Raw genomic sequence first — 26,113 nt, forward strand, 5'->3', positions numbered from 1 at the left:
GCGCTGGCATGACCCCCGGAGTGGGGGTGCCTGCGGCGCCCGCGGCGTCGTTCGAGGCCCGTAGACGGCCCTGTCCCGCTGCCTACAATTGGGAAACGCTCGCGCGCGGCGGGCGCAGTCGACGCGGAACGGAGGAGCCTCGTGGCCCGGCGCTTGCCGTCCCAGCCGCCGAACCTCCCCGGCTTCTCTTACGTCCGGGTGCTCGGGTCCGGCGGTTTCGCGGACGTGTTCATGTACGAGCAGAACCTTCCGCGCCGCCAGGTCGCCGCGAAGGTCATGCTCGCCGAGGTCGTCACCAGCCAGGTCAAGCAGATGTTCCAGGCCGAGGCGAATCTGATGGCGCAGCTCAGCACCCACCCGTCCATCCTGACCGTGTACCAGGCCGGGGTGTCGGGGGACGGCCGCCCGTACCTGGTGATGGAGCTCTGCTCGTCGGCCATCGGCCAGCGATACCGCATGGAGCCGCTGCCCGTGGCGGAAGCGCTGAGCGTCGGCGTACGCATCGCGAGCGCGGTCGAGACGGCACACCGTGCCGGAGTGCTGCACCGCGACATCAAGCCGTCGAACATCCTGACGACGGCGTACGGCCATCCCGTGCTGAGCGACTTCGGGATCGCCGCGACGCTCAGCGAGGCCGACGTCACCGAGGCCGTCGGTCTCTCGGTCCCGTGGTCGGCGCCCGAGGTGCTGCTCGACGAGACCAGCGGCACGATCGCGAGCGAGGTCTGGTCACTCGGGGCGACCGTGTACTCGTTGATCGCCGGGCGGTCCCCGTTCGAGGTGGCAGGCAAGGAGAACACCTCCGCCGAGCTGATCCACCGCATCACCAAGGGCCGCCCTCAGCCCCTCGAGCGAGCCGACATCCCGCCCCGGCTGGAGCAGGTCCTCCTCCGCTCGATGGCGCGGCGGCCGTCACAGCGCCAGCGGTCGGTGCTCGAGTTCGTCCGCGAGCTGCAGGCGGTGGAGGCGGAGCTCGCGCTCCCGCAGACGCCGATCGAGGTCGCGACGGACGAGTGGGCGGTCGCGGCCGCCGCCGACCCGGAGGATCGCACTCGCGTGACGGGCGTCCTCGCCGTCGATCCGGCCGGGTCGATGCGCCGCAGGCGCCGCGTCCCCGCTCCACCCGCTCCGGGCCGTGCCCCGACGCGCACGATCGTGCGCGAGAGCGGGAGCGCGCCCGGGACCGTCCCCGTGGCGCCCGCGCGCGCCCCGCGCGCACTCGTCTACTCCCTGGTCGCGTGCGCGGTGCTCGTCGTCGTTCTGGGCGTGACGGCCTCGATCGTCCTCGTGCGGGCCGGTGCGCCGGACGACATCCCGGTGGTGCGCGATCTCAGCGGCCAGGTCGCCGGGAGCACGATCGTCTTCCGTTGGTCGGACCCGGGCGTTCAGTCCGGTGACGTCTATCAGGTGGCGGTCGACGACGCGCCGCCGGCGAGCCAGCGCTCGACCGAGTTCCGGGTGGATGCGCGCGCCGGCCAGACCGTGTGCGCCACGGTGACCGTGAACCGCGACGGAAAGACCGGAGCGCCGAGCGGCCGTAAGTGCGTCGAGCGGAGCGACGGTCCGTGAGCAGGCTCGGGGCCGTCTGGGCGTGGGTCGCGACCCACAAGTCGATCGCCGCGACCGCGGTGAGCGGCACAGCGGTCGCCGCGCTCGTCACCACCCTCGCCGTCGTCTCCGGCGGGTACAGCGCACAGCAGCTGCGGCTCGACGACGCGTCGGTGTGGGTCGCGAGCGACGCGAAGAAGTCGATCGGGCGCGCGAACACCGAGATCGACAAGCTCAACTCGGTCGTGGCCGGCACGGGCGAGGCGCTGGAGGTGGTGCAGGACGGCGAGAACGTGCTCCTCATCGACCGCGAGGCCAACACGGTCGCGGTCGTCGACCCCGCGACCGCGGAGGCCGGCAAGTCGGTCGCGCTGCCGCCGCGAGCCCCCGCGGTCTTCCTCGTCGGAGACCGGGTGGCGCTCCTCTCGCAGACCACCGGCCAGCTGTGGCTGACGACGGTCGGGCAGCTGGACCAGTTCAATTCGGGATCGGCGGCGACGGTCGACTTGGGCGGCCGGACCGTCGCCGCGATGGACCCCGACGGCGCGCTCGTGACCTACCAGCCGTCGACGCGCTCCGTGGTGCGGATCGCGCTGAGCGGCAGCGAGCCCTCGACCACCACGGCGAAGGTCGCCACGCGCGGGGACGGGGCGAACGTCTCTCTGACGACGGTGGCCGGGCACTGGGCGCTGCTGGACCCGGACGAGCGCCGCCTGTGGCTCGACGGGCGGTCCGTCGATCTGTCGCCGGAGCTCGGCGACGGCTCCGACCCCGTGCTGCAGCAGCCGTCGTCGAGCGGGACCGCCGCATGGATCGGGACGACCAGCGGCGTCGTCCGGGTGCCGCTCGACGGAAGCGCGACGACGACGCCGTTCCGGACCGCCTCGGGCGCGGCCGCCGCGCCGGTGACCGTCGCGGGCTGCACGTACGCGGGCTGGAACAGCGGCATCGCCTGGCGCTCCTGCGATGCGGCGGGTTCGGGCGAGCGGTCGTCGCTGGCGACGGTTCCGGCGGGCGCGACCCTGGCCTTCCGCGCCAACCGCGACCGCGTCGTCCTGAACGACACACGGTCCGGCGTCTCGTGGGCGGTGCAGAGCGGCAACACCCGCATCGACAACTGGGACGAGCTGGTCGCCACGAAGACCACGAAGGAGCTCGTCGATCAGTCGAAGCAGGACACGACCCCCCAGTACGAGAAGCAGGAGCAGCCTCCCGTCGCGGTCGACGACCAGTTCGGCGCGCGCCCGGGCCGGGTGACGTCGCTGCCGGTGCTGCTCAACGACTACGACCCCAACGGCGACGTGCTGACGATCGACTCCTTCACGGCCATCCCGGACGAGCAGGGCACCATCGAGCTGACCAACGCCGACCAGCAGCTGCAGATCTCGTTGCCCGAGACGGCGACCGGGTCGATCGCCTTCGACTACACGATCTCGGACGGTCGCGGAGGCACGGCGACGGCCCATGTCGTGGTGGCGGTGCGTCAACCGCAGGAGAACTCGCCGCCGGTGTGCGTGCGCACGGCGAAGGCCGTGGTGCAGAGCGGAGGCCGCGTGACGACGGCCGTCCTGGGCGACTGCTACGACCCCGACGGCGACTCGTTCTATCTCGCCGGGGCCGCCGTGCCCCTGCCCGATACGGTCACGTTCACCCCGCAGGGCCAGGTGGCCTTCTCCGACCACGGCGAGGGCGGGGACCTCACGGACGTCGCCCTGACCCTCTCCGACGGCCGGTCCGAGGGATCCGGCCTGCTCGCGGTGACCGTGCGCCCACCCGGGCAGGTGCCCATCATCGCCGACCCCTTCGCCGTGCTGACCTACGAAGGCCAGGAGGTCGCCATCCGGCCGCTCGACCACGTGCGCGGGGGCAACGGCACCGTCCGGCTCGCCACGGTGCCGACGAAGGCCGACGCGACCATCACGCCGGACTACCAGGGCGGGACTTTCCGCTTCGAGTCCGATCAGCCGGGTACGCACAACATCGAGTATTCGGTGACGGACGGCGTGGTCACCACGACCGGCGTCGTGCGCGTCGAGGTCAAGGCGCCCCCCGGCGCGAAGACGGCGCCCATCGCCGTACCGCACACCGCGTTCATCCGGGAGCAGTCGACCCAGGATGTGGACGTGCTGTCCACCGACATCGACCCGTCCGGCGGCGTGCTGCTCGTCACGGGCGTCACGGAGCCGGACGCCTCCACGGGCGTGCACGTGCAGGTGCTGCAGCAGCGGACCCTGCGGGTCACCCTCGGGCGGCCGCTGGGCGGCCCCGTGGACTTCCACTACCGACTGAGCAACGGCCTCGCCGAGACGTCGGGGACGGTCACCGTCGTGCAGCTCCCGCCGCTCACGGTCCACCAGCCGCCGATCGCCGCGCCCGACTCCGTCTCGGTGCGCGTCGGGGACGTGGTGGACATCCCGGTGCTCGCGAACGACGTGCAGCCGGACGGGGACAAGCTGACCCTCGATCCTGCGCTCGCCTTGCCACTGCCTGCGGGCGCCGGTCTGCTGTTCGCGAGCGGCGACCACCTGCGCTACCTGGCTCCGACGCGTCCCGGCAACTACACCGCCGCGTACAAAGTGGTCGGCGAAGACGGCCAGTGGGCGACGGCCGACGTCACGATCGCGGTGCGCGAGCGCGATGCCGCGACCAACAACCCACCCGTGCCCAAGACGGTCACGGCCCGGGTGCTCGCGGGGGACGTGGTGCGCATCACCATCCCGCTCTCGGGGATCGACCCCGACGGCGACTCTGTGCAGTTCGTGGGGCAGGAGACGAACCCGCAGAAGGGCGCGGTGATCGCCTCCGGCGCCGACTGGATGGACTTCCAGGCGGGGGACTATGCGGCCGGGACCGACACCTTCACGTATGCCGTCGTCGATGCGCTCGGCGCGCGGGCGACGGGCACGGTCCGCGTCGGTATCGCCGCGCGGGCCGAGGGCGCGCGCAACCCCGTGGCCGTCGAGGACGACGTCACGACCCGACCGGGGAAGACGCTCAGCGTGCAGGTCCTCGCGAACGACAGCGACCCGGACGGCAGCCCGCTCTCCGTCACGGGGGTCTCGTCCCTCGACGGCGGCGCCAAGGCGAGAGTCAGCGGAGACATCGTCGTCGTGACCGCACCGCAGAAGCAAGGCGTGTACGGCTTCCTCTACACGATCCAGAACGAGCGCGGCGGTACGAGCCAGGCCTTCCTGCGGGTCACCGTCGATGCGAACGCGCCGCCCGCCCGTCCGATCGTCGAGGACACGACGCTCGGCCTGTCCGACATCCTCGGCAAAGACCACGTCGACGTGAACGTGCTCGCCAACGTCTTCTTCGCCGACGGAGCCGTCTCCAGTCTCCGGCTGTCCGTGGTTCCCGGATACGGCGACAGCGCTCAGATAACGGCGGCGAAGCGGGTCCGGGTGACGATCGGCGCGAAGAGCCAGGTCGTGCCGTTCGCGGTCGCGAACCCGGAGGACCCCTCCATCGTGGCCTACGGCTTCGTGCACGTGCCGGGCTACGACGACGCCCTGCCGCAGGTGAAGCGCGGCGCGGCGAAGCTCTCGGTGGTCAGCGAGAAGACGCTCACCATCCACCTCAACGACTACATCGTCGCGGTCGGCGGCCGGAAGGTCCGTCTGACGGACGCCGCGACCGTCCGCGCCACTCACGCCAACGGCGATGACCTGGTCGTGAGCGGGGACACGCTGCAGTACGCATCGACGTCGCGCTACTTCGGGCCCGCCTCCATCTCGTTCCAGGTGACGGACGGGTCGAGCGCCACCGATCCGTCGGGCAACGTCGCCACCATCGTGCTCCCGATGGAGGTGACACCGCGCGAGAACCAGCCGCCGGTCTTCACCGGCGCGCTCATCGACTTCGAGCCCGGCCAGAGCAAGACGATCGACCTCACCAAGCTCACCAGATATCCCTACGCGAAGGACCAGGGCGAGCTCGTCTACCGGGTGCAGGATCCTCAGCCCGCCGGGGTCTCGACGTCGCTCTCGGGCCAGAAGCTCACGATCACCGTCTCGGCGGGGACGCAGAAGGGAGCGACCCCCTCGCTCGCCATCGGAGTCAAGGACGCGGTGAATGCCGGCCAGGCGGGCAGGGTCGACATCAACGTCGTGCCGTCGACGCGCCCGCTCGCGAGCCCGCAGGCCGATCGCGTCGTCGCCCCGCGCGGGCAGACCACGCAGGTCGACGTGCTGGCCAACGACGCCGCGACCAACCCGTTCCCAGGCAAGCCGCTGCGTGTGCTCGCCGTTCGCGGACTCGGGGGGAGCCTGCCCGACGGCGTGAGCATCACACCGAGCGCCGACAGCTCGACCCTCTCCGTCAGCGTCTCGGCGACGGCGGCCCCGGCGGACACGACCCTCCAGTACGAGGTCGCGGACGCGACGGGCGATCCCGATCGGTACACCTGGGGAACCATCACGATCTCGGTGCAGGACCGCCCCGCGCCGGTGGCGAACGTGCAGATCTCGGCGATCGGTGATCGCAGCCTCACGCTGAGCTGGATCCCGGGAGCGTTCAACAACTCGCCGATCACCGGATTCGACGTCGCGATGACATCGGCCGCGAGCGGGACGACGCTCTCCACGACGAGCTGCACCACGACCTCCTGCGCGATCCAGACCCCGGGCAACGGCCCGGACAATGCGGTGCGGCTCAGCGTCAGGGCGCGCAACGCGCTCGGTCTCTCCGACCCGACACCGTACGCGGAGGCGACCTGGTCGGACGTCGTCCCGAATGCGCCGGCCTCCGTCGCATCGACCCCGCTCGACAGAGGGCTCCGCGTCACCTGGACCAAGCCGGCGAACGCCGCGGGGGCGAGTCCGATCACGTCGTATCTGGTGACCGTCGGGGGAGTCACGAGCTCGCTGCTCGTCGCCGGCGCCGACCCGGTCGGCACCGCGTACTCGATCAACGTCTCGGACGCGACGCTCGCGAACGGCGTCTCCGTCGGCTTCACCGTGGCGTCGCGCAACGAGTTCTACCAGGGCCGCACCACCTGGAATCAGACACAGTCGAGCGGTGTGCCCGCCGGCGCGCCGGTGACCACCGGAACGGCGCCCGTGGCCTCCCCGGACACCTCGGACGGTCGCACCGCGACGCTGAGCTGGCCGAGCGTGTTCGGGGACAACGGCAAAGCCATCACGTCGTACTTCGCGGGGGTGTTCCAGGGCGGAGCCCAGCCGTCGTGCTCCGTCAGCGGCGTGGAGAACGGCAACCCGGTCCTGAAGACCGATCCGCTCTCCGGATCCTTCCAGCGGGTGCAGGGGGGCAGCGCGACCTTCTCCAACCTGCAGCCGAACCAGCCATACGACTTCGTCGTGTACGCGTACAACGGACAGGGCTGCACGGCGAGCGCGGTCGTCTCCGCGACCCCGCGGCGCGCGCCGGGGCAGGTCTCGGGGGTCTCGGTGGATGCGACGCTCCAGCCGAGCGCGCAGGGCCTCTTCGATTTCTCGGTGAACGGCGTCTCCTACAGCGCGGGAAGCGGATCGACTTCGTCGGTGACGTACACGCTGACGTCGGGCGGGAGCGCCGTCGACAGCGGGACACTGAGCGGCTCGAACCCGACGAGCGGCATCGTCGCGGGCGGCAACGGACAGCATTACGGCATGGATCTCGCGATCACCATCACACGGATCTGCGAGACGTACCCGGACGGCTCCCAGCTCTGCACCGCCCAGGATCCGAACAGCTTCCCGCTCGGCGTCGCCGTGAGCACGGTGATCGGCGGCCAGCGCTACGACGCCACGACCCGCACGTTCACCTGGACCTCCTGGCCGACAGGCCCCGGCTACGCGGCGGTGCGGTACAGCTGCGGAGGGGCCGCCACCGACATGCCGGCGGCCGGCCAGACGGCGAGCTGCGTCGCACCGGGAGCCGACCCCGATCCGCAGCTCGTGATCTCGGTCACCCGCACGGCAGGAGACACGTACAGCACGCCCTATCGGTCTTCGGGGATGCAATGAGCTGCGACAGGCATACTGATCTCCGGACCGCGTGGCTGCGGCCGACCCGCCGAATCCCATCCTGAGAGGCCCGCGCATGACGATGACCCCTGAGCAGGCGACCTGGTTCTCCAGCGTGTTCGACCGCCTCGTGGCGAACATCGATCGCGTCCTGCTGGGCAAGTCTCACGTCATCCGGCTCGCGCTCACCGCGATGCTCAGCGAGGGCCACCTGCTGCTCGAGGACTACCCGGGGACGGGCAAGACGTCCCTCGCCCGGGCGATCGCCGAAAGCGTGCGCGGGTCGACCAACCGCGTCCAGTTCACCCCCGATCTGCTGCCCGGCGACATCACCGGCGTGAACATCTACGACCAGCGCACCGGCGCGTTCGAGTTCCATCGGGGGCCCATCTTCGCCAACATCGTCCTCGCTGACGAGATCAACCGTGCGAGTCCGAAGACCCAGTCGGCGCTGCTGGAGGTGATGGAGGAGCAGCAGGTGACGGTGGACGGCGTGCGCCACGCCGTGGGTGCGCCCTTCATGGTCATCGCGACGCAGAACCCGATCGAGCAGGCCGGGACCTACCGGCTGCCGGAGGCACAGCTCGACCGCTTTCTGATGAAGGCGTCCATCGGCTACCCCGATCACGAGGCGACGCTGCGCATCCTCGAAGGGGCGGAGCACCGCGCCCACGAGGTCGTGGTGCCCGAGGTGGTGTCGGCGGCGACCGTCGTCGAGATGGCGACGATGGCGCGCGGCGTGCACGTGGATGCGACGATCAGTGATTACGTGGCACGACTCGTCGACGCGACGCGGTCGGCGGAGGAGATCCGGCTCGGGGTCAGCGTCCGCGGCGCGCTCGCCCTGCTGCGGACCGCGAAGACGCTGGCGGCCTCGGCCGGACGCTACTACGTGACACCGGACGACGTGAAGGCACTGGCCGAGCCCGTCCTCGCCCACCGTCTCGTACTCGACCCGGAGGCGGAGTTCGAGGGCGTGTCCGCCTCGAGCGTGGTCGGGCAGCTGCTCATCGAGGTGCCGCCTCCCAGTGACCGGGCCATCGTGTGACCGGCACCGTCACCCGTACGCCGGCCGAGCTCACCAACGCCCGCTCCCGTATCGTCGGCGAACGCGAGGGGATGCTGGCGGATGCGATCGTCTGGATCGTCCGCTCGACGGCGACCGGGCGTCAGGCGGTCGCCCGGCTGGCCCGCCGTGCGGGCTCGGTCGTGACCCCGCTGGGGTGGTCGCTGGCGGCGGTCGTGGTCGTCGCGCTGGTGTCGGGCTATGTGCTCGGCTGGACCGAGGCGGTCGTGGCCGGGTGGACGGTGCTGGCCCTCCTCGTGATCGCGACAGGATACCTCGCCGGACGGATCGCGTTCGATGTCGGGATCTCGCTGCCGTCGAACCGCGTCGTCGTCGGCGACCGCGCCCCGGGCGAGGTCGTGGTTCGCAATCCGGGTCGCCGCCGGCTGTCGGGGGTGCACATCGAGGTCCCGATCGGAGCGGGGCTGGCGGAGTTCGCGTCGCCGGCGCTCGCGGCCGGTGAGGAGCACTCGGACGTGTTCGTGGTGCCCACCGCCCGGCGCGGGATCGTGCCGATCGGACCGGTCCGCACCGTACGCGCCGACCCGCTCGGTCTGCTGCGCCGCGAGGTGGTCCGGGCGGAAGCGCTCGACTTGTTCGTGCATCCCCGCACCGTCGCGATACCGAGCATGAGCACGGGCTTCGTGCGCGGTCTGGAGGGCGCTCCGACGCGCGACCTGACGTCGAGCGACATCGCATTCCACGCCCTCCGCGAGTATCAGCCGGGCGACGAGCGCCGCTACATCCACTGGAAGAGCACCGCCAAGACCGGCGACTACATGGTGAGGCAGTTCGAGGAGACGCGCCGCAGTCACCTGCTGGTCGCGCTCAGCCTCGCCGCGGCCGACTACGCCTCGGACGAGGAGTTCGAGCTCGCGGTCGGCGCGACCGGATCGCTGGGGGTCCGCGCCATGCTCGACTCCCGCACGGTGTCCGTCGTCGCGAGCGCGGAGACGCCCGAGTTCGCGAGGCGGATGGTGCTGAGCGCACGGCACCTGAGCACGGTCAACCGCGGCCGGCTCCTGGACGACCTCGCGGGCGTCGAGACGGCGGCAGCCACCCTCCGGCTCCCCGAGCTCGCCCGGGTGGCGGCGGATGACGCGGGCGGGACCTCGATCGCCTTCCTCGTGGCGGGGTCTCCGCCGACGGCGGCGCAGTTGCGGGCTGCGGCCGCGCACTTCCCGCTGGGGGTGGATGTCGTGGCCATCGTATGCGACGCCGGCGCTGTCCCCTCCCTCCGCCGCGTCGCCGACCTCACCGTGCTCACCATCGGTTTCCTCGAAGACCTGCAGCGCAGCCTCGCGAAACGGCTCGCGACATGACAGCGCGTGTGCGCGCGAGCAGTGCCGCCGTCGACACCGCGTTCGCGCTGGCGGCCGTCGCTCTCGCGGCCTGGTCGTTCTGGCCGGTGTACCAGTCGGGGCCGTTCGTCGTCCTGCTCATCGCGACGCTGGTGCTCGGCGGGGCGATCGGCGTGCTCGGAGCGGTGTTCCGCTGGCCGAGCATCGTGATCGCGGGCGCGGCGGCGCTGGTCTACCTCGGCGCCGGTGTGCAGCTCGCCGTGCCGACGGCCGCCACCGCGGGAGGCCTCCTGCCGAGCGGCGCGGGCTTCGTCGACCTGATCCGGGCCACCTGGCTCAGCTGGAAGCAGCTCGTGACGATCTCGGTTCCGGTCGGCTCCTACCAGGCGCTCCTCGTCCCGGCCTTCGTCCTGATCCTGCTGGCGGCGGTGGTCACCGTGAGTGTCGCGCTGCGTGCCCGTGTTCCCGAGTCGGCGGCCCTCCCTCCCGCCGTGCTGCTGGTGTGCGGCATCGCGCTCGGTCCCGGCACGACCGCGGTCCCGCTCTGGGTCGTACTCGGGCTGCTCGCGCTCCTGCTCGTCTGGCTGATCCGGTTCCGGCTCCGGCGTCGATCGGCCGCCTTGCGCGCGCTGGGGCAGCAGAGCGGGCTCTCCGTGGAGACGCCGCGGGAGCGCCGGTCGACGGCGCTGCTGACCGGGGTGGGCGCTCTCGTCATGCTCCTGGGAGCCTCGGTGGTCGGCATCGCCGCCGCGGCGGTCGTGCCGCCCGCGCCGTCGCGCCAGGTCGTCCGCACGGCGGTGGAGCAGCCCTTCGAACCGCGCGCCTATCCGAGCCCGCTCAGCGCCTTCCGTTCGTACCAGGAGGCCCCGCGCGCCGATGAGCCGATGCTGACCGTCCAGGGGCTGCCCCAGGATGGACGGCTGCGGATCGCCACCCTGGACACGTACGACGGCGTGACCTACTCGGTCGGGAGCGACGGAGTGACGAGCGCGTCCGGTTCGTTCACCCGCGTGCCCTATCGTCTCGACCAATCGCGAGTGCGTGGAGAGGAGCACGCCATCTCGGTCACGGTGCGAGCCTACCGGGGTCCGTGGGTGCCCGGCTCCGGACAGCTCCAGCAGATCGACTTCACCGGGACCGACTCCGCCACCCTGGCCGGAGCCTTCTTCTACAACGACGTGACCGGGACGGGCGCTGTGACGACAGGACTGCGCTCGGGAGACTCGTACACGGCCGACTCGGTCGTGGTGCCGACGCTCACGGCGGCGGCGATCGAGAAGGTGGAGCCCGGATCCGACGTCGTCCCGAAGCCGACCGTGGTGCCGGACGAGTTGACCTCCGTGCTGCAGAAGTACACCGCGGGCGTCTCCGGTGCCGGTCCCAAGCTCGCCGCCGCGCTGCGCGGTCTCGCCACAGACGGCTACATCAGCCACGGCGTGGGTCCCGACGAGCCCGCCAGCCGCTCCGGCCACGGCGCCGACCGCATCACCGAACTGCTGACGGACGTCCCGATGCTCGGGGACCAGGAGCAGTACGCCGTCACGGCCGCCCTGATGGCGCGGCAGCTCGGGTTCCCCGCCCGCGTCGTGTTCGGCTTCGCCGTTCCCGCGGGCACAGCCTCCTCCGGCACCGTCACGCTGAAGGGCGCAGACGTCTCGGCCTGGATCGAGGTCCAGACCACCGAGGGCTGGGTGACGGTCGACCCGACGCCGCCGCTGCGCCCGGTGCCGCCGAAGCAGCCCGACCAGCCGACGGAGATCTCGCGCCCCCAGACGAACGTCCAGCCGCCCGTCGACGAGAGCCCGCAGCGGAACGACGAGCCGCCGCAGGCCCAGGTCGACAGCACCGACCAGCGCCCGCCGGACCCGGTCGTGGAGACCCTCCTCGCCATCCTCGTCGCGGTGGGCTGGACCCTCCTGGTGCTCGCCGTCCTCGCCGCGCCGTTCCTCGCGGTGGTCGCGGCCAAGTGGAGGCGGCGCACGCTGCGGCGATCGGCGTCGACGGCGGTGGACCGGATCGTGGGCGGTTGGCGCGAGTTCGCCGATGCCGCCGTGGACCACGGGTACGAACCTCCGCCGGCCGCCACCCGCGTCGAGTTCGCGCAGACCATCGGAGGCGCCCGGGCTGCGGCGCTCGCGAAGGTCGCGGATCGTGCCGTCTACAGCCCCACCGCACCGACGCCGGCCGAGGCGGATTCCGTCTGGAAGACCGTCGACGAACTGCGCGGCCAGCTCGATCGGCGCGACACGCGCTGGAAGAGGCTGCTCGCGGCCGTGTCGCTGCGATCCCTCGGATACCGTGGAGGGAGGCGTGAGAGGAGAGACGGGCGATGAACTGTCGGGTGTGCGGTGCTGAGCTGAGCGAGGGGACGCTGTTCTGCGGCCGGTGCGGGAGCTCGGTGACTGCGGCGCGGGTCCGCGAGCCCGAGGTCGCCGACCCGCGGCCGTCGGACACCACCATCGTCGAACGTCTCCCGAGGCCGGCGGTCGCCGGCCCATTCGTCGATGAGGACGGCCTGCCGCCGACGGAAGCGGTCGCGGTGCTCCCGCTCGAGGCGGCGCCACGCATCCCGTCGGCCGCCCACGCGTACACCCTGAGCTTTTCGACCGGGGAGAGCGTCGTGGTGACGGGTTCCGGACTCATCGGCCGCCGGCCCATCACCCAGCCGGGCGAAGAGGTGGACCAGCTGGTGGTCGTCTCAGATCCGGCGCGCAGCGTGTCGAAGACCCACCTCGAGTTCGGGCTCGAAGGCGACGACCTCTGGATCTGCGACCGCTACTCCGGCAACGGGACGGTCGCCCGGCCGCTCGGGTCGGATGCGCGCCAGTGCGAGGCGGGTCGTCGCTATCGCGTCACGCGCGGCACGCGCGTGGAGATCGGCGACCAGTGGTTCGACGTCAGCTGACCCGCCTCGCCCGCTGTGGATGTAGTCAGACGAGCGCCTCCGCGATCTCGCCCGCCTGGAGGCCGTGCGCCTCGGCGACGCCGGCGTTGACGACCCGCCCGGCGTGCACGTTGAGGCCGAGACCCAGCGAGGCATCGGCCCGGAGAGCGTCTTGCCAGCCGCGGTTCGCGATCGCGCGGGCGTAGGGGAGGGTCGCGTTGGTCAGCGCGTAGGTCGAGGTGTGCGGCACCGCACCCGGCATGTTCGCCACACAGTAGAACAGCGACTGGTGCACCGTGAAGGTCGGGTCGGCGTGCGTGGTCGGGTGGGAGTCGGCGAAGCAGCCGCCCTGGTCGACCGCGATGTCCACGAGCACGCTGCCGGACTTCATGCGCGAGACCAGGTCGTTGCTGACCAGCTTCGGAGCCTTCGCGCCCGGCACGAGCACCGAGCCGATGACGAGGTCGGAGGCGATGACCGCCTTCTCGATCTCGAAGCTGTTGGAGGCGATCGTCTTGATGCGGCCGGCGTAGAGCGCGTCGAGCTCGCGGAGCCGGGCGATGTTCGTGTCGAGCACCGTCACCTCGGCGCCGAGGCCGACCGCGACCGAGATGGCGTTGGTGCCGGCGACGCCGCCGCCGAGCACGGTGACGACGGCGGGGTGCGTGCCGGGGACGCCGGGGACGAGGAGGCCCGGGCCGCCGTTGGGCTTGAGCATGGTGTTCGCGCCCACGATGGGGGCGAGCCGGCCCGCGACCTCGCTCATCGGCGCGAGAAGCGGAAGGGACCGGTTGGGCAGCTGCACCGTCTCATACGCGATGGCGGTCACACCCGCGTCGATGAGCGCTCGGGTGAGGGCCTCGTCGGCGGCGAGGTGCAGGTAGGTGAAGAGCACGAGGCCGTCGCGGAAGTAGCCGTACTCGGAGGCGATGGGCTCCTTGACCTTGAGGATCAGATCGCCGGCGGCCCAGGTCGCGGCGGCGTCGGGGACGATCGTCGCGCCCGCGCCTGCGTAGAGCTCGTCCGGGATGGAGGAGCCGACGCCCGCCCCGGCCTCGACGAACACCTCGTGCCCGGCGCCGACCAGGTCGTGCACGCCGGCCGGAGTGATCGCCACCCGGAACTCGTTGTTCTTGATCTCGCGGGGGATCGCGACCTTCATGGGATTCCTCTCACTTCGACGTGGTGTTCGCTCTCACCATAGTCGTCTCGACGGAGGATTTCGACATAAATCTCGGAGGCAGGACGCTGATTCCGTACAGGCATGGCATTCATTGAGTGGATTTCGTCTGTGCGCGGCGACAGTGATGACGTGGGGAGCCGCGGACGACGGTTTCCCGGGCGAATCGACCGGATCGAAACGGATTTCGTAAAGTTTGTGTTTCCGATCCGACGATTCGGCCCCTTTCTGGTGCGGATCGCTGCGTCCTGTGCCAGTATCGACCCCACCGCGACGGCACGCCGATGTGACTCGTCTCAGGCGTCGCCCAGTGGTCCGTGTTCGAGCCCCGAAGGAGCACCCGCAGTGAATCCCGGGCCCCTCCCGCAAGACCCGATGATCCGTCAGCTCGTGCAGTCCGCCCGCGCGTCGCAGCTCTCGCGCCGCGGACTCCTCGCCGGGCTCGGCGCCGGCGCCGCCACTCTGGCCCTCGCGGCCTGCTCGACCGGCGGAGCCTCCAGCAAGCCGACCGCGGCGAAGGACCAGTCGTCGTCGGACAAGACGATGACGTGGGCCAACTGGCAGGCCTACCTCGACCAGGACGAGAACGGCGGGTACCCGACCCTTCAGGCGTTCGAGAAGCAGAGCGGGCTGAAGGTCAAGTACGACGTCGCCGTCGACGACAACAACACGTACTACGCCAAGGTCAAGGACCAGCTCGCGCTCGGGAAGGACATCGGTGCCGACACCGTCTGCCTCACGGACTGGATGATCGCGCGCTGGATCCGGCTCGGCTACGTGCAGACGTTCGACGAGAGCGCCATCCCGAACAAGAAGAACCTCGTCAGCAATCTGCAGGACATCGACTTCGACCCGGGACGCAAGAAGTCTCTCCCGTGGCAGAGCGGTTTCGCCGGCATCTGCTGGAACAAGGAGAAGCTCCCGCAGGGCCTGAAGTCAGTGGACGACCTGTGGAAGCCGGAGCTCAAGGGCAAGGTCGGCGTCCTCAGCGAGATGCGCGACACCGTCGGCCTGATCCTCCTGCAGCAAGGGGTGGACATCTCCAAGGACTTCTCGGACACGGAGTTCGAGAAGGCGATCGACACGCTCACCACGAAGGTGAGCGACGGCCAGATCCGCAACATCAAGGGCAATTCCTACCTGAACGACCTCAAGAGCGGCGACACGCTGGCCGCGATCTGCTGGTCGGGCGACATCACGCAGCTGAACGCCGAGGCGGGGGACAACTGGGAGTTCGTGCTCCCGGAGGCGGGCGGCACTCTCTGGAGCGACAACTTCGTCATCCCGATCGGATCGCCCCGCAAGGCGAACGCCGAGAAGCTGATCGACTACTACTACCAGCCGGAGGTCGCCGCCGAGGTGGCCGCGTGGGTCAACTACATCACCCCGGTCGAGGGCGCCAAGGAGGCCGCGGTCGCCATCGACCCCGACCTGGCCGACAACCAGCTGATCTTCCCGGACGCCTCCACGCTGTCGAAGGCGCACATCTTCCGCTCGCTCAGCACGGCGGAGGAGCAGAAGTACCAGGCGGCGTTCCAGAAAGTGATCCTGGGGGCCTGATGCCGAAGGGAGTCTTCGCCGAGTCGGGAGCCGACCTGCGCCTCGCCGGCATCACCAAGCGCTTCCCGGGCTTCACCGCCATCGAGGAGCTCGACCTCACCATCCCTGCCGGGTCGTTCTTCGCCCTCCTGGGACCGAGCGGCTGCGGCAAGACCACGACACTCCGCCTGGTCGCGGGCCTGGAGGAGCCGACGGCGGGTCAGATCCTGATCGGCGGAAAGGACGTCACCACGACCAAGCCGTTCCAGCGGCCGGTCAACACGGTGTTCCAGAGCTACGCCCTCTTCCCGCACATGACCATCCTCGAGAACGTGGCGTTCGGGCTGCGCCGCCGCAAGATCGGCGACCCGGTCGCGAAGGCGCACGAAGCCCTGCGGCTGGTGGAGCTCGACCACCTCGCCGCGCGTCGGCCCGCGCAGCTCTCGGGAGGTCAGCAGCAGCGTGTCGCCCTGGCCCGCGCCGTGGTCAACCGACCGGCGCTCCTCCTGCTCGACGAACCGCTCGGCGCGCTGGACCTCAAGCTGCGCCGGCAGATGCAGCTGGAGTTGAAGTCCATCCAGACCGAGGTGGGCCTGACGTTCGTTCACGTGACCCACGACCAGGAGGAGGCCATGACCATGGCCGACACCGTCGCCGTGATGAACAAGGGTCGCATCGAGCAGATGGGTGCGCCGGAAGTGCTCTACGAGCTGCCCGCGACGGTCTTCGTCGCCAACTTCCTCGGGCAGTCGAACCTGTTCGTCGGGCGGGTGCAGGAGTCGACGGCCGACGCGGTCGGCGTGGAGGTCGGCGGTCATCGCGTGCGCGTCCCGCGGTCGCGGGCCCAGCGGGAGAGCGGCCTGGTCACCGTGGGGGTGCGGCCGGAGAAGCTCACCCTGCACGAGACCCCGGACACCATCCCCTCCGGCGCGAACGCCCTCGGGCCGGGTCGCGTCACGGACGTCTCGTTCAGCGGCGTCAGCACGCAGTATCTGGTCGACATCCCGGGCCTCGGCACGGTGATCGTGTTCGCGCAGAACATGCACGCCGGCCCGGTCGCCGCGCTCGGCGCCACCGCCTGGGTCGCCTGGGACGCGGCGCACACCTTCGTCCTCGGCGACGAGCCGCCGGCCGACGGCCGTTTCGTGGACGACACGGACACGCAGGCGATGGCCGCCCAGGCGCGCGAGCGGATGCTCACGGAGCTGGAGGAGGCGTAGATGGCCCTCGCCGCCTTCACCGGGCCGCCGCCCACCCAGGACGCCGAGCCCGCCGTCCGCCGGCGCAGCGGCATCGCACTCGTGCTGCTGCTGCCGGGCGTGCTGTACCTCGTGCTGTTCTTCCTGACGCCGCTCGTGTCGCTCATCATCACCTCCTTCCAGGCCCCGGTGCCCGACGGCGACATCGGGCAATACCAGGCCGCGTTCCAGTGGAGCAACTACACGGACGCGATCTCGGAGTACTGGCCGCAGATCATCCGCTCATTCGTCTACGCGCTCATCGCGACGGCGGCGGCGCTGGTGATCAGCTACCCGCTCGCCTACTTCATCGGAGTGAAGATGCGGGGGAGGGCGGTGCTGCAGAACCTCCTGATGACGCTCGTGATCGCCCCCTTCTTCATCAGCTTCCTGCTGCGGACGTTGGCGTGGAAGTCGATCCTGAGTGACGACGCGTGGATCGCGAGCTCGCTGAAGGCCCTCTCGATCCTCCCGCCGGACGCGCACATCACGGGGACGCCGTTCTCGGTCATCTTCGGTCTGACGTACAACTTCATCCCGTTCATGACGCTGCCGCTCTACTCCACGCTGGAGCGCCTCGATGTCCGGCTGCTGGAGGCGGGGCAGGACCTCTACGCGAACGCGTGGACGACGTTCCGGAAGGTGACCGTGCCGCTCTCGATGCCGGGCATCGTCTCGGGCACGCTCCTGACGTTCATCCCGGCGGCGGGCGATTACATCAACGCGTCGCAGGACTTCCTCGGCGCGGCGGACACCTCGATGATGGGCAACGTCATCGAGAGCAACTTCCTCGTGCTGCAGAACTACCCCGCCGCTGCCGCGATGTCGGTCATCCTCATGGCCGTCATCCTCGTCATCGTCGGCGTCTACGTGCGGCGGAGCGGAACGGAGGACCTGCTGTGACGACGACCGCACCGACGGCGCCCGCCGCGGGCGACCCCACTGCCGGGCAGAGGGTATCCCGCGCGCGTCGGTTCCGCTTCCAGGGCCTCGGGCTCGGAGTATACGCCTTCCTCGCGCTCGCTTTCCTGCTCATCCCGATCGTGTACACGTTCGTCTTCTCCTTCAACGACGCGATCAAGAACAACATCGCGTGGCGCGGATTCACCCTCCGCAACTGGACCAACGTGTGCGACGCCGCCGGCATCTGCGACGCGTTCATGGCGAGCATCGTCATCGGTCTCGTCTCGACGGTGATCGCCACGGCGCTCGGCACCATGATCGCGATCGCGCTCATGCGCTACCGGTTCCGGTTCCGGTCGCAGACCAGTCTGCTGCTGTTCCTGCCGATGGCGAGTCCGGAGGTCGTGCTCGGCGCGGGGCTGGCAGCCCAGTTCCTCAGCCTCGGCGTGAACAAGGGCTTCGGCACGATCATCATCGCCCACGTGATGTTCTGCATCAGTTTCGTGGTCGTGACGGTGAAGGCGCGCGTCGCGAGCCTGGACCCGGCGCTGGAGGAGGCGGGGCGCGACCTCTACGGTTCGCCCAACGCCGTGTTCTGGCGGATCACCTTCCCGCTGCTCCTGCCGGGCATCCTCTCCGCCGCGCTGCTCTCGTTCTCCTTGAGCTTCGATGACTTCATCATCACGAACTTCAACGCGGGCGCGGTGACGACGTTCCCGATGTACATCTACATCGCCGCATCCCGGGGCATCCCGGCCCAGGCGAACGTGATCGCGTCGGCCGTGTTCATCATCACGATCCTGGTGGTGCTGATCTCGCAGCTGAGCGCGGCCGCCCGGGCGCGGCGCCTGGCGCGCGCGACGCAGTAGACGCGGACGCGACCCCTACAGCCGTTCGGGCCCGACAGCGGACGCTGCCGGGCCCGGACAGTGCGTGCGTGTGGTCAGACGTAGGCGGCGCGGATCTCGCCGACCGGCTCGCCGCGGCCGAGGACGGCCAGGTCGAGCTTCGGGGCGAGCGCGTCGACCGCGGCTCGGTCGATCGCTCCGGCGTCGGCCAGGAGGGAGAGCGCCACGATGGTCGCCGCGCGGAGGCTGCCGTCCAGCATCTTGAGTGTGACGGTCGTGCCGTCGGGGGTCGCCATGACCATGACGCCCTCCGCCCCGCCCTTCGCGAAGACGCCGAGCTCGTCGATGACCACGGTGTTCGACCGTCCGGGGCCGTCTATCGCCCAGCCGTCCGCGAGCACGGCGTTCGTGAGGAGCGCGGCGTTGCGGTAGAGCGCGAACGGTGAGCCGTCGGAGGCCGTGGCGATGCGCTGGATGCCGCGCGCGAGGGCCACGAGCGACATGGCGTGCACCGGGGCGCCGCAGCCGTCCACGCCCGTCGCCACGACTTTCTCCCCGGTGAGGCGCTCGACGGTGTCGCGGATGCGGTGCTGCAGCGGGTGCTGCGGGTCGAGGTAGCTCTCGAGCGGCCAGCCGTTGACCCGGCACGCGACGAGCATCGCGGCGTGCTTGCCGGAGCAGTTCATGAACAGCGGCTGCTTCTGCTCGCCGGCGCGGATGGCGTCGTCGCGCGCAGCGGAGTCGAGCGGCCAGTCCGGCGGGCAGAGCAGGGCGTCCTCGGTGAGCTGGGCCTGCGCGAGGATGCTGCGCACGACGGAGAGGTGCGCGGGGGTCCCCGCGTGGCTGGCGGTCGCGAGCACCGCCCGCGCGCCCTCCAGCGGCACTCCCGCGCCGAGGATGGCGACGGCCTGGAACGGCTTCATCGTCGAGCGCGGGAAGACCGGCCTCTCCGGGGCCCCGAGCCGACGGGCCACAGCGCCGTCAGGCCCGAGAACGACGGCCGAGCCGACGTGCCGCGACTCGACGAACCCGCTCCGCTCGACCACGGCGAGCTCGACGGCCTCGGCCCCCGAGAAGACGGCGGCGTCCACGACGGGGCTCACAGGGCGGCGAAGGCGTCGTCGATCACGGAGATCGCGTCGGCGATGAGTTCGTCGGACACGGCGAGGCTCGGCAGGAAGCGAAGCACGTTGCCATAGGTGCCCGCATTGAGCAGGAGCACGCCCTGCTGCGCGGCGTACGCCACGATCTTCGAGACCGCGTCCGCGTTGGGCAGCTTCGTGGTCTGGGCCGTCCCGGGCTGGACGAGCTCGATCGCGATCATCGCGCCGATGCCGCGTACCTCGCCGATGATGTCGTACTTCTCCTGCAGGCCGCGCAGGCCCGCGGTGAGGGAGGCCTCGATGCGGCGCCCCTCGGCGAGGAGGTCGTTCTTCTCGATCTCGTCGAAGACGGCGACGGCGGCGGCAGCGGCGACCGGGTTGCCGCCGAACGTGCCCCCGAGCCCGCCGGGCTGGGCGGAGTCCATGATCTCGGCGCGGCCCGTGACGGCGGCGAGAGGGAGGCCTCCCGCGATGCCCTTGGCGCTGAGCACGAGGTCAGGCACGAGGCCGAAGTGCTCGCTCGCGAAGTACGCGCCGGTGCGCGCCATTCCGCTCTGGATCTCGTCGGCGATGAAGACGACGCCGTTGGCCGTGCACCACTCCTGCAGCGCCGGGAGGTAGCCGTCCGCCGGGACCATGAAGCCGCCCTCGCCCTGGATCGGCTCCGCCACGAGGCAGGCGAGGTCCGACGCGCCGACGACCTTCTCCAGGTAGGCGATGGTGCGGGCCGCGGCCTCCGCGCCGGTCAGACCGTCGTGGTAGGGGTAGGAGTTCGGGGCGTGGTAGACGTCGCCCGCGAACGGGCCGAAGCCGGTGGCGTAAGGTGCGGCCTTGTAGTTCATGGCCATCGTGAGGTTGGTGCGGCCGTGGTACGCGTGGTCGAGCACGGCGACGGCCCGGCGGCCCGTGTGCTTGCGGGCGATCTTGACGCCGTTCTCCACGGCCTCCGCGCCGGAGTTGACGAGCACGGTCTTCTTGGCGTGGTCGCCGGGCGTGTGCGCCGCGAGCAGCTCCGCCACCCGCACGTACTCCTCGTACGGCGTGATCGTGAAGAGCGTGTGGATCACGTCCTGCAGCTGCTCGGCAGCGGCGGACACGACGGCCGTCTCGGTGTGACCGACCGTGGTGACGCCGATACCCGCGCCGAAGTCGACGAACTGATTGCCGTCGACATCGACCAGGATGGCGCCGTTGGCGCGGGCGATGTACACAGGCAGCGCAGAGGAGACACCCGTCGGCACCACGGCGAGACGTCGCTCGTGCAGCGCCACGGAGGCGGGGCCGGGCACGGCTGTGACGATGCGGCGTTCCTGCGGAACGGTGAAGACGGGCGCGTTCAGAGTGTCAGTCATGATGCTCCGATTCTAGCCGCGGTGCCAGAATCGAACCATGAGACTCGAGCACAGCTACGCGATCGACCTGCAGTGGACGGGCAACCGGGGGAGCGGCACCAGCGGCTACAAGGACTACGGCCGCGACCACGTGATCAGCGCCGAAGGCAAGCACCCGCTCGAGGGCTCGGCGGACCGTGCGTTCTTCGGAGACCGCGACCGCTGGAACCCGGAGGAGCTGCTGCTCGCCGCGCTGGCCCAGTGCCACATGCTGAGCTATCTCGCGGAGGCCGCCCGAGCGGGCGTGGTGGTCGTCGGCTACACGGATGCCGCGACGGGGACGATGGAGCAGACGGCGAACGGGGGAGGGCACTTCACCGAGGCGACGCTGCACCCGCGGGTGACGGTCGCGGACCCCGCTCAGCGCGAACTGGCGGCGGCCCTGCACAAGCCCGCGTCGGAGAAGTGCTTCATCGCCGCGAGCGTGAACTTCCCGGTGCACCACGAGCCGGAACTCCTGACCCTGGCCTGAGCGCCGAACTCCGGCACGCATTCGTCACGAATCGCCGGAATGCGCGCGGTGGAGGCGACATTCGTCACGAATCTCGTGGCTCAGAGGCGCTCGGGGTGCAGGACCCGCTTCACGCGCTCGACCGGGTTGGCCGGTGGCGCCTCGTTGTAGGCGCCGGCGAGCTCCTGCCCGGTGAGGGCGTGGATGGCGGTCATGATCTCGTCGGTCGCCTGACGTCGGGCGCGCCCCGACTCCGCCGGGCCGTAGTGGGCCAGGTCGAGCGGCTCGCCGAAGGCGACGGTGACGCGGCGGATGCGCGGGAACTTTGCTCCGACCGGCTGCATCTCGTCGGTGCCGATGAGTCCGACCGGCACGACCTTGGCGCCGGTGGTGAGAGCCAGCCAGCCGATACCGGTCCGGCCCTTGTAGAGGCGGCCGTCGAGGGAGCGGGTGCCCTCCGGGTAGAGCGCGAACGCGGACCCGGTGTCGATGATCCGTCGGGACTGCTCGAGCGCCTCCTGCGCCGCCTGACCGGCGCCGCGCTTCACACCGACCGCGCCGATGGCGGTGAAGAAGGCGCGGGAGATGCGGCCCTTCACGCCGGTCCCCTCGAAGTAGTGGGACTTCGCCAGGAACTGCACGCGACGCGGCGAGGTGACGGGGATGAGGATCGAGTCGATGAACGACAGGTGGTTGCTCGCCAGGATGACCTTGCCATGCCGCGGGACGTTCTTGCGGCCGACCACCCGGGGCCGGTAGATCAGCTTGGCGATGGGGGCGAGGATCCACCGGCCGACGTAGTAGAGCGCACCGGGCCGCTGCACCGGGGCCTGCCCGTCGTCGGGTTCGTGGATCGTCACCATTCGAGGGTAGTCCGGCGCATATTCCACCGCGAGCATGCGCGCCGTGCTCGGGCGGATCGAGGCCGGGACGCGCCGGCCGTCACCCGGTGACGGCCGGCGCCTGCTCGAGCCGACCGTCCACGAGCCGCACCACGCGATGCATCCTCGGGAGGTGGACGACGTCGTGGGTCACCAGGAGGGTGGCGGCGTCGCGCTCGGCCGTGAGCCGCAGCAGCAGCTCGATGATCTCGGCGCCGCGCTCCTGATCGAGGGCGCTGGTCGGCTCGTCGACGAGGAGGGCGACCGGCTCGTTCATGAGGGCGCGCGCGATGTTGACCCGCTGGCGCTGGCCTCCCGAGAGCTGGTGCGGACGCTTGTCCCGCTGTGCGCCGAGACCGACGGCGTCGAGCAGGTCGTCCGCTCGCCGCGCAGCGGCGAGGCGGGCGCGGCGGCGCGCGCGTCGACGTCCGCCGAGCTCGCCCATCAGCCTCAGCTGCTCGCGCGCGATGAGCGCGGGAAGGAGGTTCGACTGCTGGAAGACGATCCCGATGCTCGTCCTCCGGAGCTCGGTCGCCTCCGCCGCGTCGAGCCGCGTGGCGTCGACCTCGCCGATGACGACGGTGCCGGAGTCGGGCCGGATGAGGGTGGAGGCGACGGCGAGCAGACTGGACTTGCCCGACCCGCTCGGTCCGGTGATCCCGGTCACGGTGCCGGGGCGGGCGGTCAGGCTGACGTGGTCGACGGCGGTGACGCGCGTGTCGCCGTCGGGGAAGGTGAGGGTGACGTCGTCGAGGCGGATCATCGGTTGCTCCCGAGTGCGGTGAGGGGGTCGGCGGAGGTGACGGACCGGAGCGCGAACGCCGCTCCGGCGAGCCCGAGGACGACGAGGATCGCCCCCGGGACGAGAGTGGTGAGCGGACTGAGGAGGAAGGGGAGTGCGCCGCCGGCCAGGGCTCCGGGGCCCGCCACCAGTGCGAGGCCGACGCCGATGCCGAGGACGAGCACGACCAGCGCCTGGCCGAGCGCATCCCGGATCAGCGTGCCGGTGCCGGCGCCGAGGGCCTTGAGCACGGCGATGTCGCCCGCGCGCTGGAGCGTCCACACAGTGAAGAACGCGCCGACGACGAGTCCCGAGATGCCGAAGAGCAGGGCGATCATCAGCAGGAGCGAGCCGATCTCCGACCGGAACGAGCTCAGGGCGGTGAGGGAGCCGATGATGCTCTCGGACACGGTTCCCGTCGCCGCGTCGGAGGCGGCCCAGTCGGGGTTTCCCGACACGGCGAGCACGGTGGCGTATGCGTCCGGCGCTCCGGTCGCGGCGGCGGAGGACTGCCAATCCGCGAGCGTCATCCGCACGACAGGGGTGTGGCTGTACCAATCGTCTCCGCCGACTTCGGCGACCGTGTAGTCGCGGCCGCCGATGCGGAGCCGGTCGCCGACCCTCGCGTCGAGCGCGGCGGCCGCTCCGGTCGAGAGCGTGACCGTTCCGTCCCGATCGGGCGCGGAGGTGGCTCCGTTCGCGGTCTGCCCGAACAGGGCGACCGCGGCCCGCGTGTTCCCCCTCCCGGCCCGCGACTGGCTGATGCCGATCGGCGCGACAGAGCGCACCCCCTCTCGCGCGGACCAGGCCCGCTGCTGGCCCGCTGTGACGGCGGAGCCGGCGAACGTCGCACCGGAGTCACCGGAGCCCGGTGCCGAGAACACCAGCCGATCACCGGGGAGCGAGAGCACCGCGGAGACGTTCTGGGTGGCGAGGCCTCCGGTCAGACCGCTCAGAAAGCCGACGAGCAGTGTGATCAGGGCCACGACGGAGCCGATGAGGAGGAAGCGGCCGCGGGCGAAGCGGAGGTCGCGCAGTGCGACGAACATGAGGCGCCTTTCGGACAGGGACGGGGACGTCCTCCAGCCTTCCCGCGGCGCCGCGAACGGACATCGACCGGCAGCACGGGCGTCGGCGACCGCGCGATGGACCGCGCGCTCCATCTTTCGGACGATGCCGTGGGAGCCGCTCCCGCGTAGAGTCGCCGCATGGCCCACACCGCGCTCACCCCGGTCTTCGTGGGCCTGCGCACCGGCCTGCACGTGCTGTTCGTCGTGCTCGACGGCCTCGTGGTGGTGCGCGCCCTCGTCGCGCCGTCCGCGTCGAGCGGTGTGATCGTCGCGGTCGCGCTCGTCCTGGCCGCGACGTATGCGGCGGGCGGCGTGGCGGCACGCACGGCGCCGAGACGACGTGACGCCGTCGGCCTGCTGTGGCTGACCGTGCTCACCCTCGAATGGGCGCTCCTGCTCTGGTTCAGCACCGAGGCGGCGTACCTCGTCTTCCCGCTGTTCTTCCTCTTCCTGCACCTGCTCGGAGCGCGCTGGGGGACCGTCGCCGTCGTGGTGGCGACGGCGGCTGCGGTCTGCGCGCTGGGCGTCCACGGCGGGTGGACCGTCGGCGGTGTCGTCGGCCCGCTGGTCGGGGCGGGCGTCGCCCTCCTCATCGGGCTCGGTTACCAGGCGTTGGCGCGGGAGGCCGCCGAGCGCGAGGCGCTGATGCGCGAGCTGCTCGACACGCGCGACCAGCTCGCCGCGACCGAGCACGAGTCCGGGGTGCTCGCCGAACGGGCTCGCCTCGCGCGCGAGATCCACGACACGGTGGCGCAGGGGCTCTCGAGCATCCAGCTGCTGCTGCACGCCGCCGAGCGCGCCGACCCCGACGGCGCCGGGGTGGAGCATGTCCTCCTCGCGCGCGAGGCCGCGGCGACCGCCCTCGCCGACACCCGGCGCTTCATCCGCGAGCTGGCTCCGCCGGAGCTGGAGGGCCGCGGCCTGGGCGGTGCACTGCGCCGGCTGGCGGACGGGCAGTGGGCGTCCCAGGGGCTGGAGGTCGCCGTGCGGGTCGCGGACGCCGTCCCGCTGCCGATGCACGTGCAGACCGCGCTCTTGCGCATCGCCCAGGGGGCGGTCGCCAATGTCGTGCAGCACGCGCACGCGCGGTCGGCGAGGATCGACCTCGTCACGGACGCCGACGGCCTCCGGTTCACGGTGTCGGACGACGGCGCCGGGTTCGACCCGGTGGCGGTCGCCGGCGAGCCGACCGGCATCTCAGACTCGTTCGGGCTGCGCGCCACGCGCGAGCGGGTCCAGCAACTGGGCGGCACCCTGGTGGTCGATTCGGCACCGGGGCGCGGAACGACTCTCACGGTCCTCCTCGCGAGCGAGGATTCCGCGTGATCCGGCTCGTCGTGGCCGACGACCATCCCATCGTTCGCGCGGGACTGGTCGCCCTCGTCGCCGCCGAGCCCGACCTCGCGGTCGTCGCGGAGGCCGCCACCCCCGACGAGGCGGTGACAGCGGCCGAGCGCGAGAACCCCGACGTCGTGCTGATGGACCTGCAGTTCGGTCCGGGGGCGGAGGGCGGGGGAGCCGACGCGACGCGACGCATCCGGGCGCTGGACGCCGCACCTTACGTGCTGGTGCTGACCAACTACGATTCGGACGCCGACATCCTGGGCGCGGTCGAGGCCGGGGCCAGCGGATACCTGCTCAAGGACGCGCCGCCGCACGAGCTGACGGCCGCGATCCGCGCGGCGGCGGCCGGCGAGAGCGCGCTCGCCCCCGTGATCGCGTCCCGCCTCCTGGACCGGCTGCGCGCACCGCGGGTCAGTCTCAGCGCCCGGGAGATCGAGGTGCTGCGCCTGGTGGCCGCAGGCCGGACGAACACGGAGGTGGCCGGCGCGCTGTTCGTGAGCGAGACGACCGTGAAGTCGCACCTGGCGCACATCTTCACCAAGCTCGACGTGACCTCCCGCACCGCCGCCGTCGCCGCCGCCCGCGAGCGCGGCATCCTGCGCTGACCGGGCGTCACCGG

The 26,113-nt window shown here is 71.1% G+C and carries 19 protein-coding genes; 13 read left to right on the forward strand and 6 right to left on the reverse strand.

Going from position 1 to position 26,113, the window contains the following annotated elements:
- The first annotated feature begins 141 nt into the window (after positions 1-141).
- The 6 genes from IT072_RS10160 to IT072_RS10185 all read left to right on the forward strand — a co-directional run bounded on the left by IT072_RS10160 (position 142) and on the right by IT072_RS10185 (position 12,786).
- Positions 142-1,569, forward strand: coding sequence for a serine/threonine-protein kinase (locus IT072_RS10160; protein ID WP_223360828.1), 1,428 nt, complete (start codon positions 142-144; stop codon positions 1,567-1,569).
- The gene (locus IT072_RS10165) at positions 1,566-7,514 is read left to right on the forward strand and encodes an Ig-like domain-containing protein (RefSeq protein ID WP_223360829.1); all 5,949 of its coding nucleotides are present in this window, start codon (positions 1,566-1,568) and stop codon (positions 7,512-7,514) included. Before IT072_RS10160 ends, IT072_RS10165 begins: the two co-directional genes overlap by 4 nt.
- 76 nt (positions 7,515-7,590) lie before the next feature.
- On the forward strand, positions 7,591-8,562 hold the full coding sequence (locus IT072_RS10170; protein WP_223360830.1) for an AAA family ATPase: 972 nt from the start codon (positions 7,591-7,593) through the stop codon (positions 8,560-8,562).
- The gene (locus IT072_RS10175; RefSeq protein WP_223360831.1) at positions 8,559-9,902 is read left to right on the forward strand and encodes a DUF58 domain-containing protein; all 1,344 of its coding nucleotides are present in this window, start codon (positions 8,559-8,561) and stop codon (positions 9,900-9,902) included. Before IT072_RS10170 ends, IT072_RS10175 begins: the two co-directional genes overlap by 4 nt.
- On the forward strand, positions 9,899-12,214 hold the full coding sequence (locus IT072_RS10180) for a transglutaminase domain-containing protein (protein WP_223360832.1): 2,316 nt from the start codon (positions 9,899-9,901) through the stop codon (positions 12,212-12,214). The genes IT072_RS10175 and IT072_RS10180 overlap by 4 nt, the downstream gene beginning before the upstream one ends.
- A complete protein-coding gene (locus tag IT072_RS10185) occupies positions 12,211-12,786 on the forward strand; it encodes a zinc ribbon domain-containing protein (RefSeq protein ID WP_223360833.1) in 576 nt (191 codons plus the stop codon). Before IT072_RS10180 ends, IT072_RS10185 begins: the two co-directional genes overlap by 4 nt.
- A gap of 25 nt (positions 12,787-12,811) precedes the next feature.
- Here the strand turns inward: IT072_RS10185 and ald are convergent, their stop codons facing one another.
- The gene (gene ald, locus IT072_RS10190; protein WP_223360834.1) at positions 12,812-13,927 is read right to left on the reverse strand and encodes an alanine dehydrogenase; all 1,116 of its coding nucleotides are present in this window, start codon (positions 13,925-13,927) and stop codon (positions 12,812-12,814) included.
- 363 nt (positions 13,928-14,290) lie between these two features.
- On the opposite strand from ald, the gene IT072_RS10195 reads away from it, so the two are divergent.
- The 4 genes from IT072_RS10195 to IT072_RS10210 all read left to right on the forward strand — a co-directional run bounded on the left by IT072_RS10195 (position 14,291) and on the right by IT072_RS10210 (position 18,494).
- On the forward strand, positions 14,291-15,505 hold the full coding sequence (locus IT072_RS10195; protein ID WP_223360835.1) for an ABC transporter substrate-binding protein: 1,215 nt from the start codon (positions 14,291-14,293) through the stop codon (positions 15,503-15,505).
- Positions 15,505-16,704, forward strand: coding sequence for an ABC transporter ATP-binding protein (locus IT072_RS10200; RefSeq protein WP_223360836.1), 1,200 nt, complete (start codon positions 15,505-15,507; stop codon positions 16,702-16,704). Before IT072_RS10195 ends, IT072_RS10200 begins: the two co-directional genes overlap by 1 nt.
- Entirely contained in the window at positions 16,705-17,625 is a 921-nt protein-coding gene (locus IT072_RS10205) for an ABC transporter permease (RefSeq protein WP_223360837.1), read from the forward strand.
- A gap of 125 nt (positions 17,626-17,750) precedes the next feature.
- Positions 17,751-18,494 (forward strand): ABC transporter permease, encoded by a 744-nt coding sequence (locus tag IT072_RS10210; RefSeq protein ID WP_442786804.1) that lies wholly within the window; start codon positions 17,751-17,753, stop codon positions 18,492-18,494.
- A gap of 74 nt (positions 18,495-18,568) precedes the next feature.
- Here the strand turns inward: IT072_RS10210 and IT072_RS10215 are convergent, their stop codons facing one another.
- Positions 18,569-19,576, reverse strand: coding sequence for an asparaginase (locus tag IT072_RS10215; protein WP_223360839.1), 1,008 nt, complete (start codon positions 19,574-19,576; stop codon positions 18,569-18,571).
- Positions 19,573-20,928, reverse strand: coding sequence for a 4-aminobutyrate--2-oxoglutarate transaminase (gene gabT / locus IT072_RS10220; RefSeq protein WP_223360840.1), 1,356 nt, complete (start codon positions 20,926-20,928; stop codon positions 19,573-19,575). Before gabT ends, IT072_RS10215 begins: the two co-directional genes overlap by 4 nt.
- A 37-nt stretch (positions 20,929-20,965) precedes the next feature.
- On the opposite strand from gabT, the gene IT072_RS10225 reads away from it, so the two are divergent.
- Positions 20,966-21,439 (forward strand): OsmC family protein, encoded by a 474-nt coding sequence (locus tag IT072_RS10225; RefSeq protein ID WP_223360841.1) that lies wholly within the window; start codon positions 20,966-20,968, stop codon positions 21,437-21,439.
- Between the two features lie 80 nt (positions 21,440-21,519).
- Here IT072_RS10225 and IT072_RS10230 read toward each other — a convergent pair whose 3' ends face one another.
- From IT072_RS10230 to IT072_RS10240, 3 genes are all read right to left on the reverse strand, one after another.
- Complete coding sequence (locus IT072_RS10230) at positions 21,520-22,281, reverse strand: lysophospholipid acyltransferase family protein (protein ID WP_442786795.1); 762 nt, start codon at positions 22,279-22,281, stop codon at positions 21,520-21,522.
- 79 nt (positions 22,282-22,360) lie between these two features.
- The gene (locus tag IT072_RS10235) at positions 22,361-23,062 is read right to left on the reverse strand and encodes an ABC transporter ATP-binding protein (protein WP_223360843.1); all 702 of its coding nucleotides are present in this window, start codon (positions 23,060-23,062) and stop codon (positions 22,361-22,363) included.
- Positions 23,059-24,129, reverse strand: a complete 1,071-nt coding sequence (locus IT072_RS10240) for an ABC transporter permease (RefSeq protein ID WP_223360844.1) — start codon at positions 24,127-24,129, stop codon at positions 23,059-23,061. The genes IT072_RS10235 and IT072_RS10240 overlap by 4 nt, the downstream gene beginning before the upstream one ends.
- Positions 24,130-24,288: 159 nt before the next feature.
- On the opposite strand from IT072_RS10240, the gene IT072_RS10245 reads away from it, so the two are divergent.
- Together IT072_RS10245 and IT072_RS10250 are read left to right on the forward strand one after the other, a co-directional pair.
- Entirely contained in the window at positions 24,289-25,476 is a 1,188-nt protein-coding gene (locus IT072_RS10245; protein WP_223360845.1) for a sensor histidine kinase, read from the forward strand.
- A complete protein-coding gene (locus IT072_RS10250; protein WP_223360846.1) occupies positions 25,473-26,099 on the forward strand; it encodes a response regulator transcription factor in 627 nt (208 codons plus the stop codon). Before IT072_RS10245 ends, IT072_RS10250 begins: the two co-directional genes overlap by 4 nt.
- Positions 26,100-26,113 lie beyond the last annotated feature (14 nt).

The organism is Leifsonia sp. ZF2019 (assembly GCF_019924635.1).
In the GTDB taxonomy this organism is placed as follows: domain Bacteria; phylum Actinomycetota; class Actinomycetes; order Actinomycetales; family Microbacteriaceae; genus Leifsonia.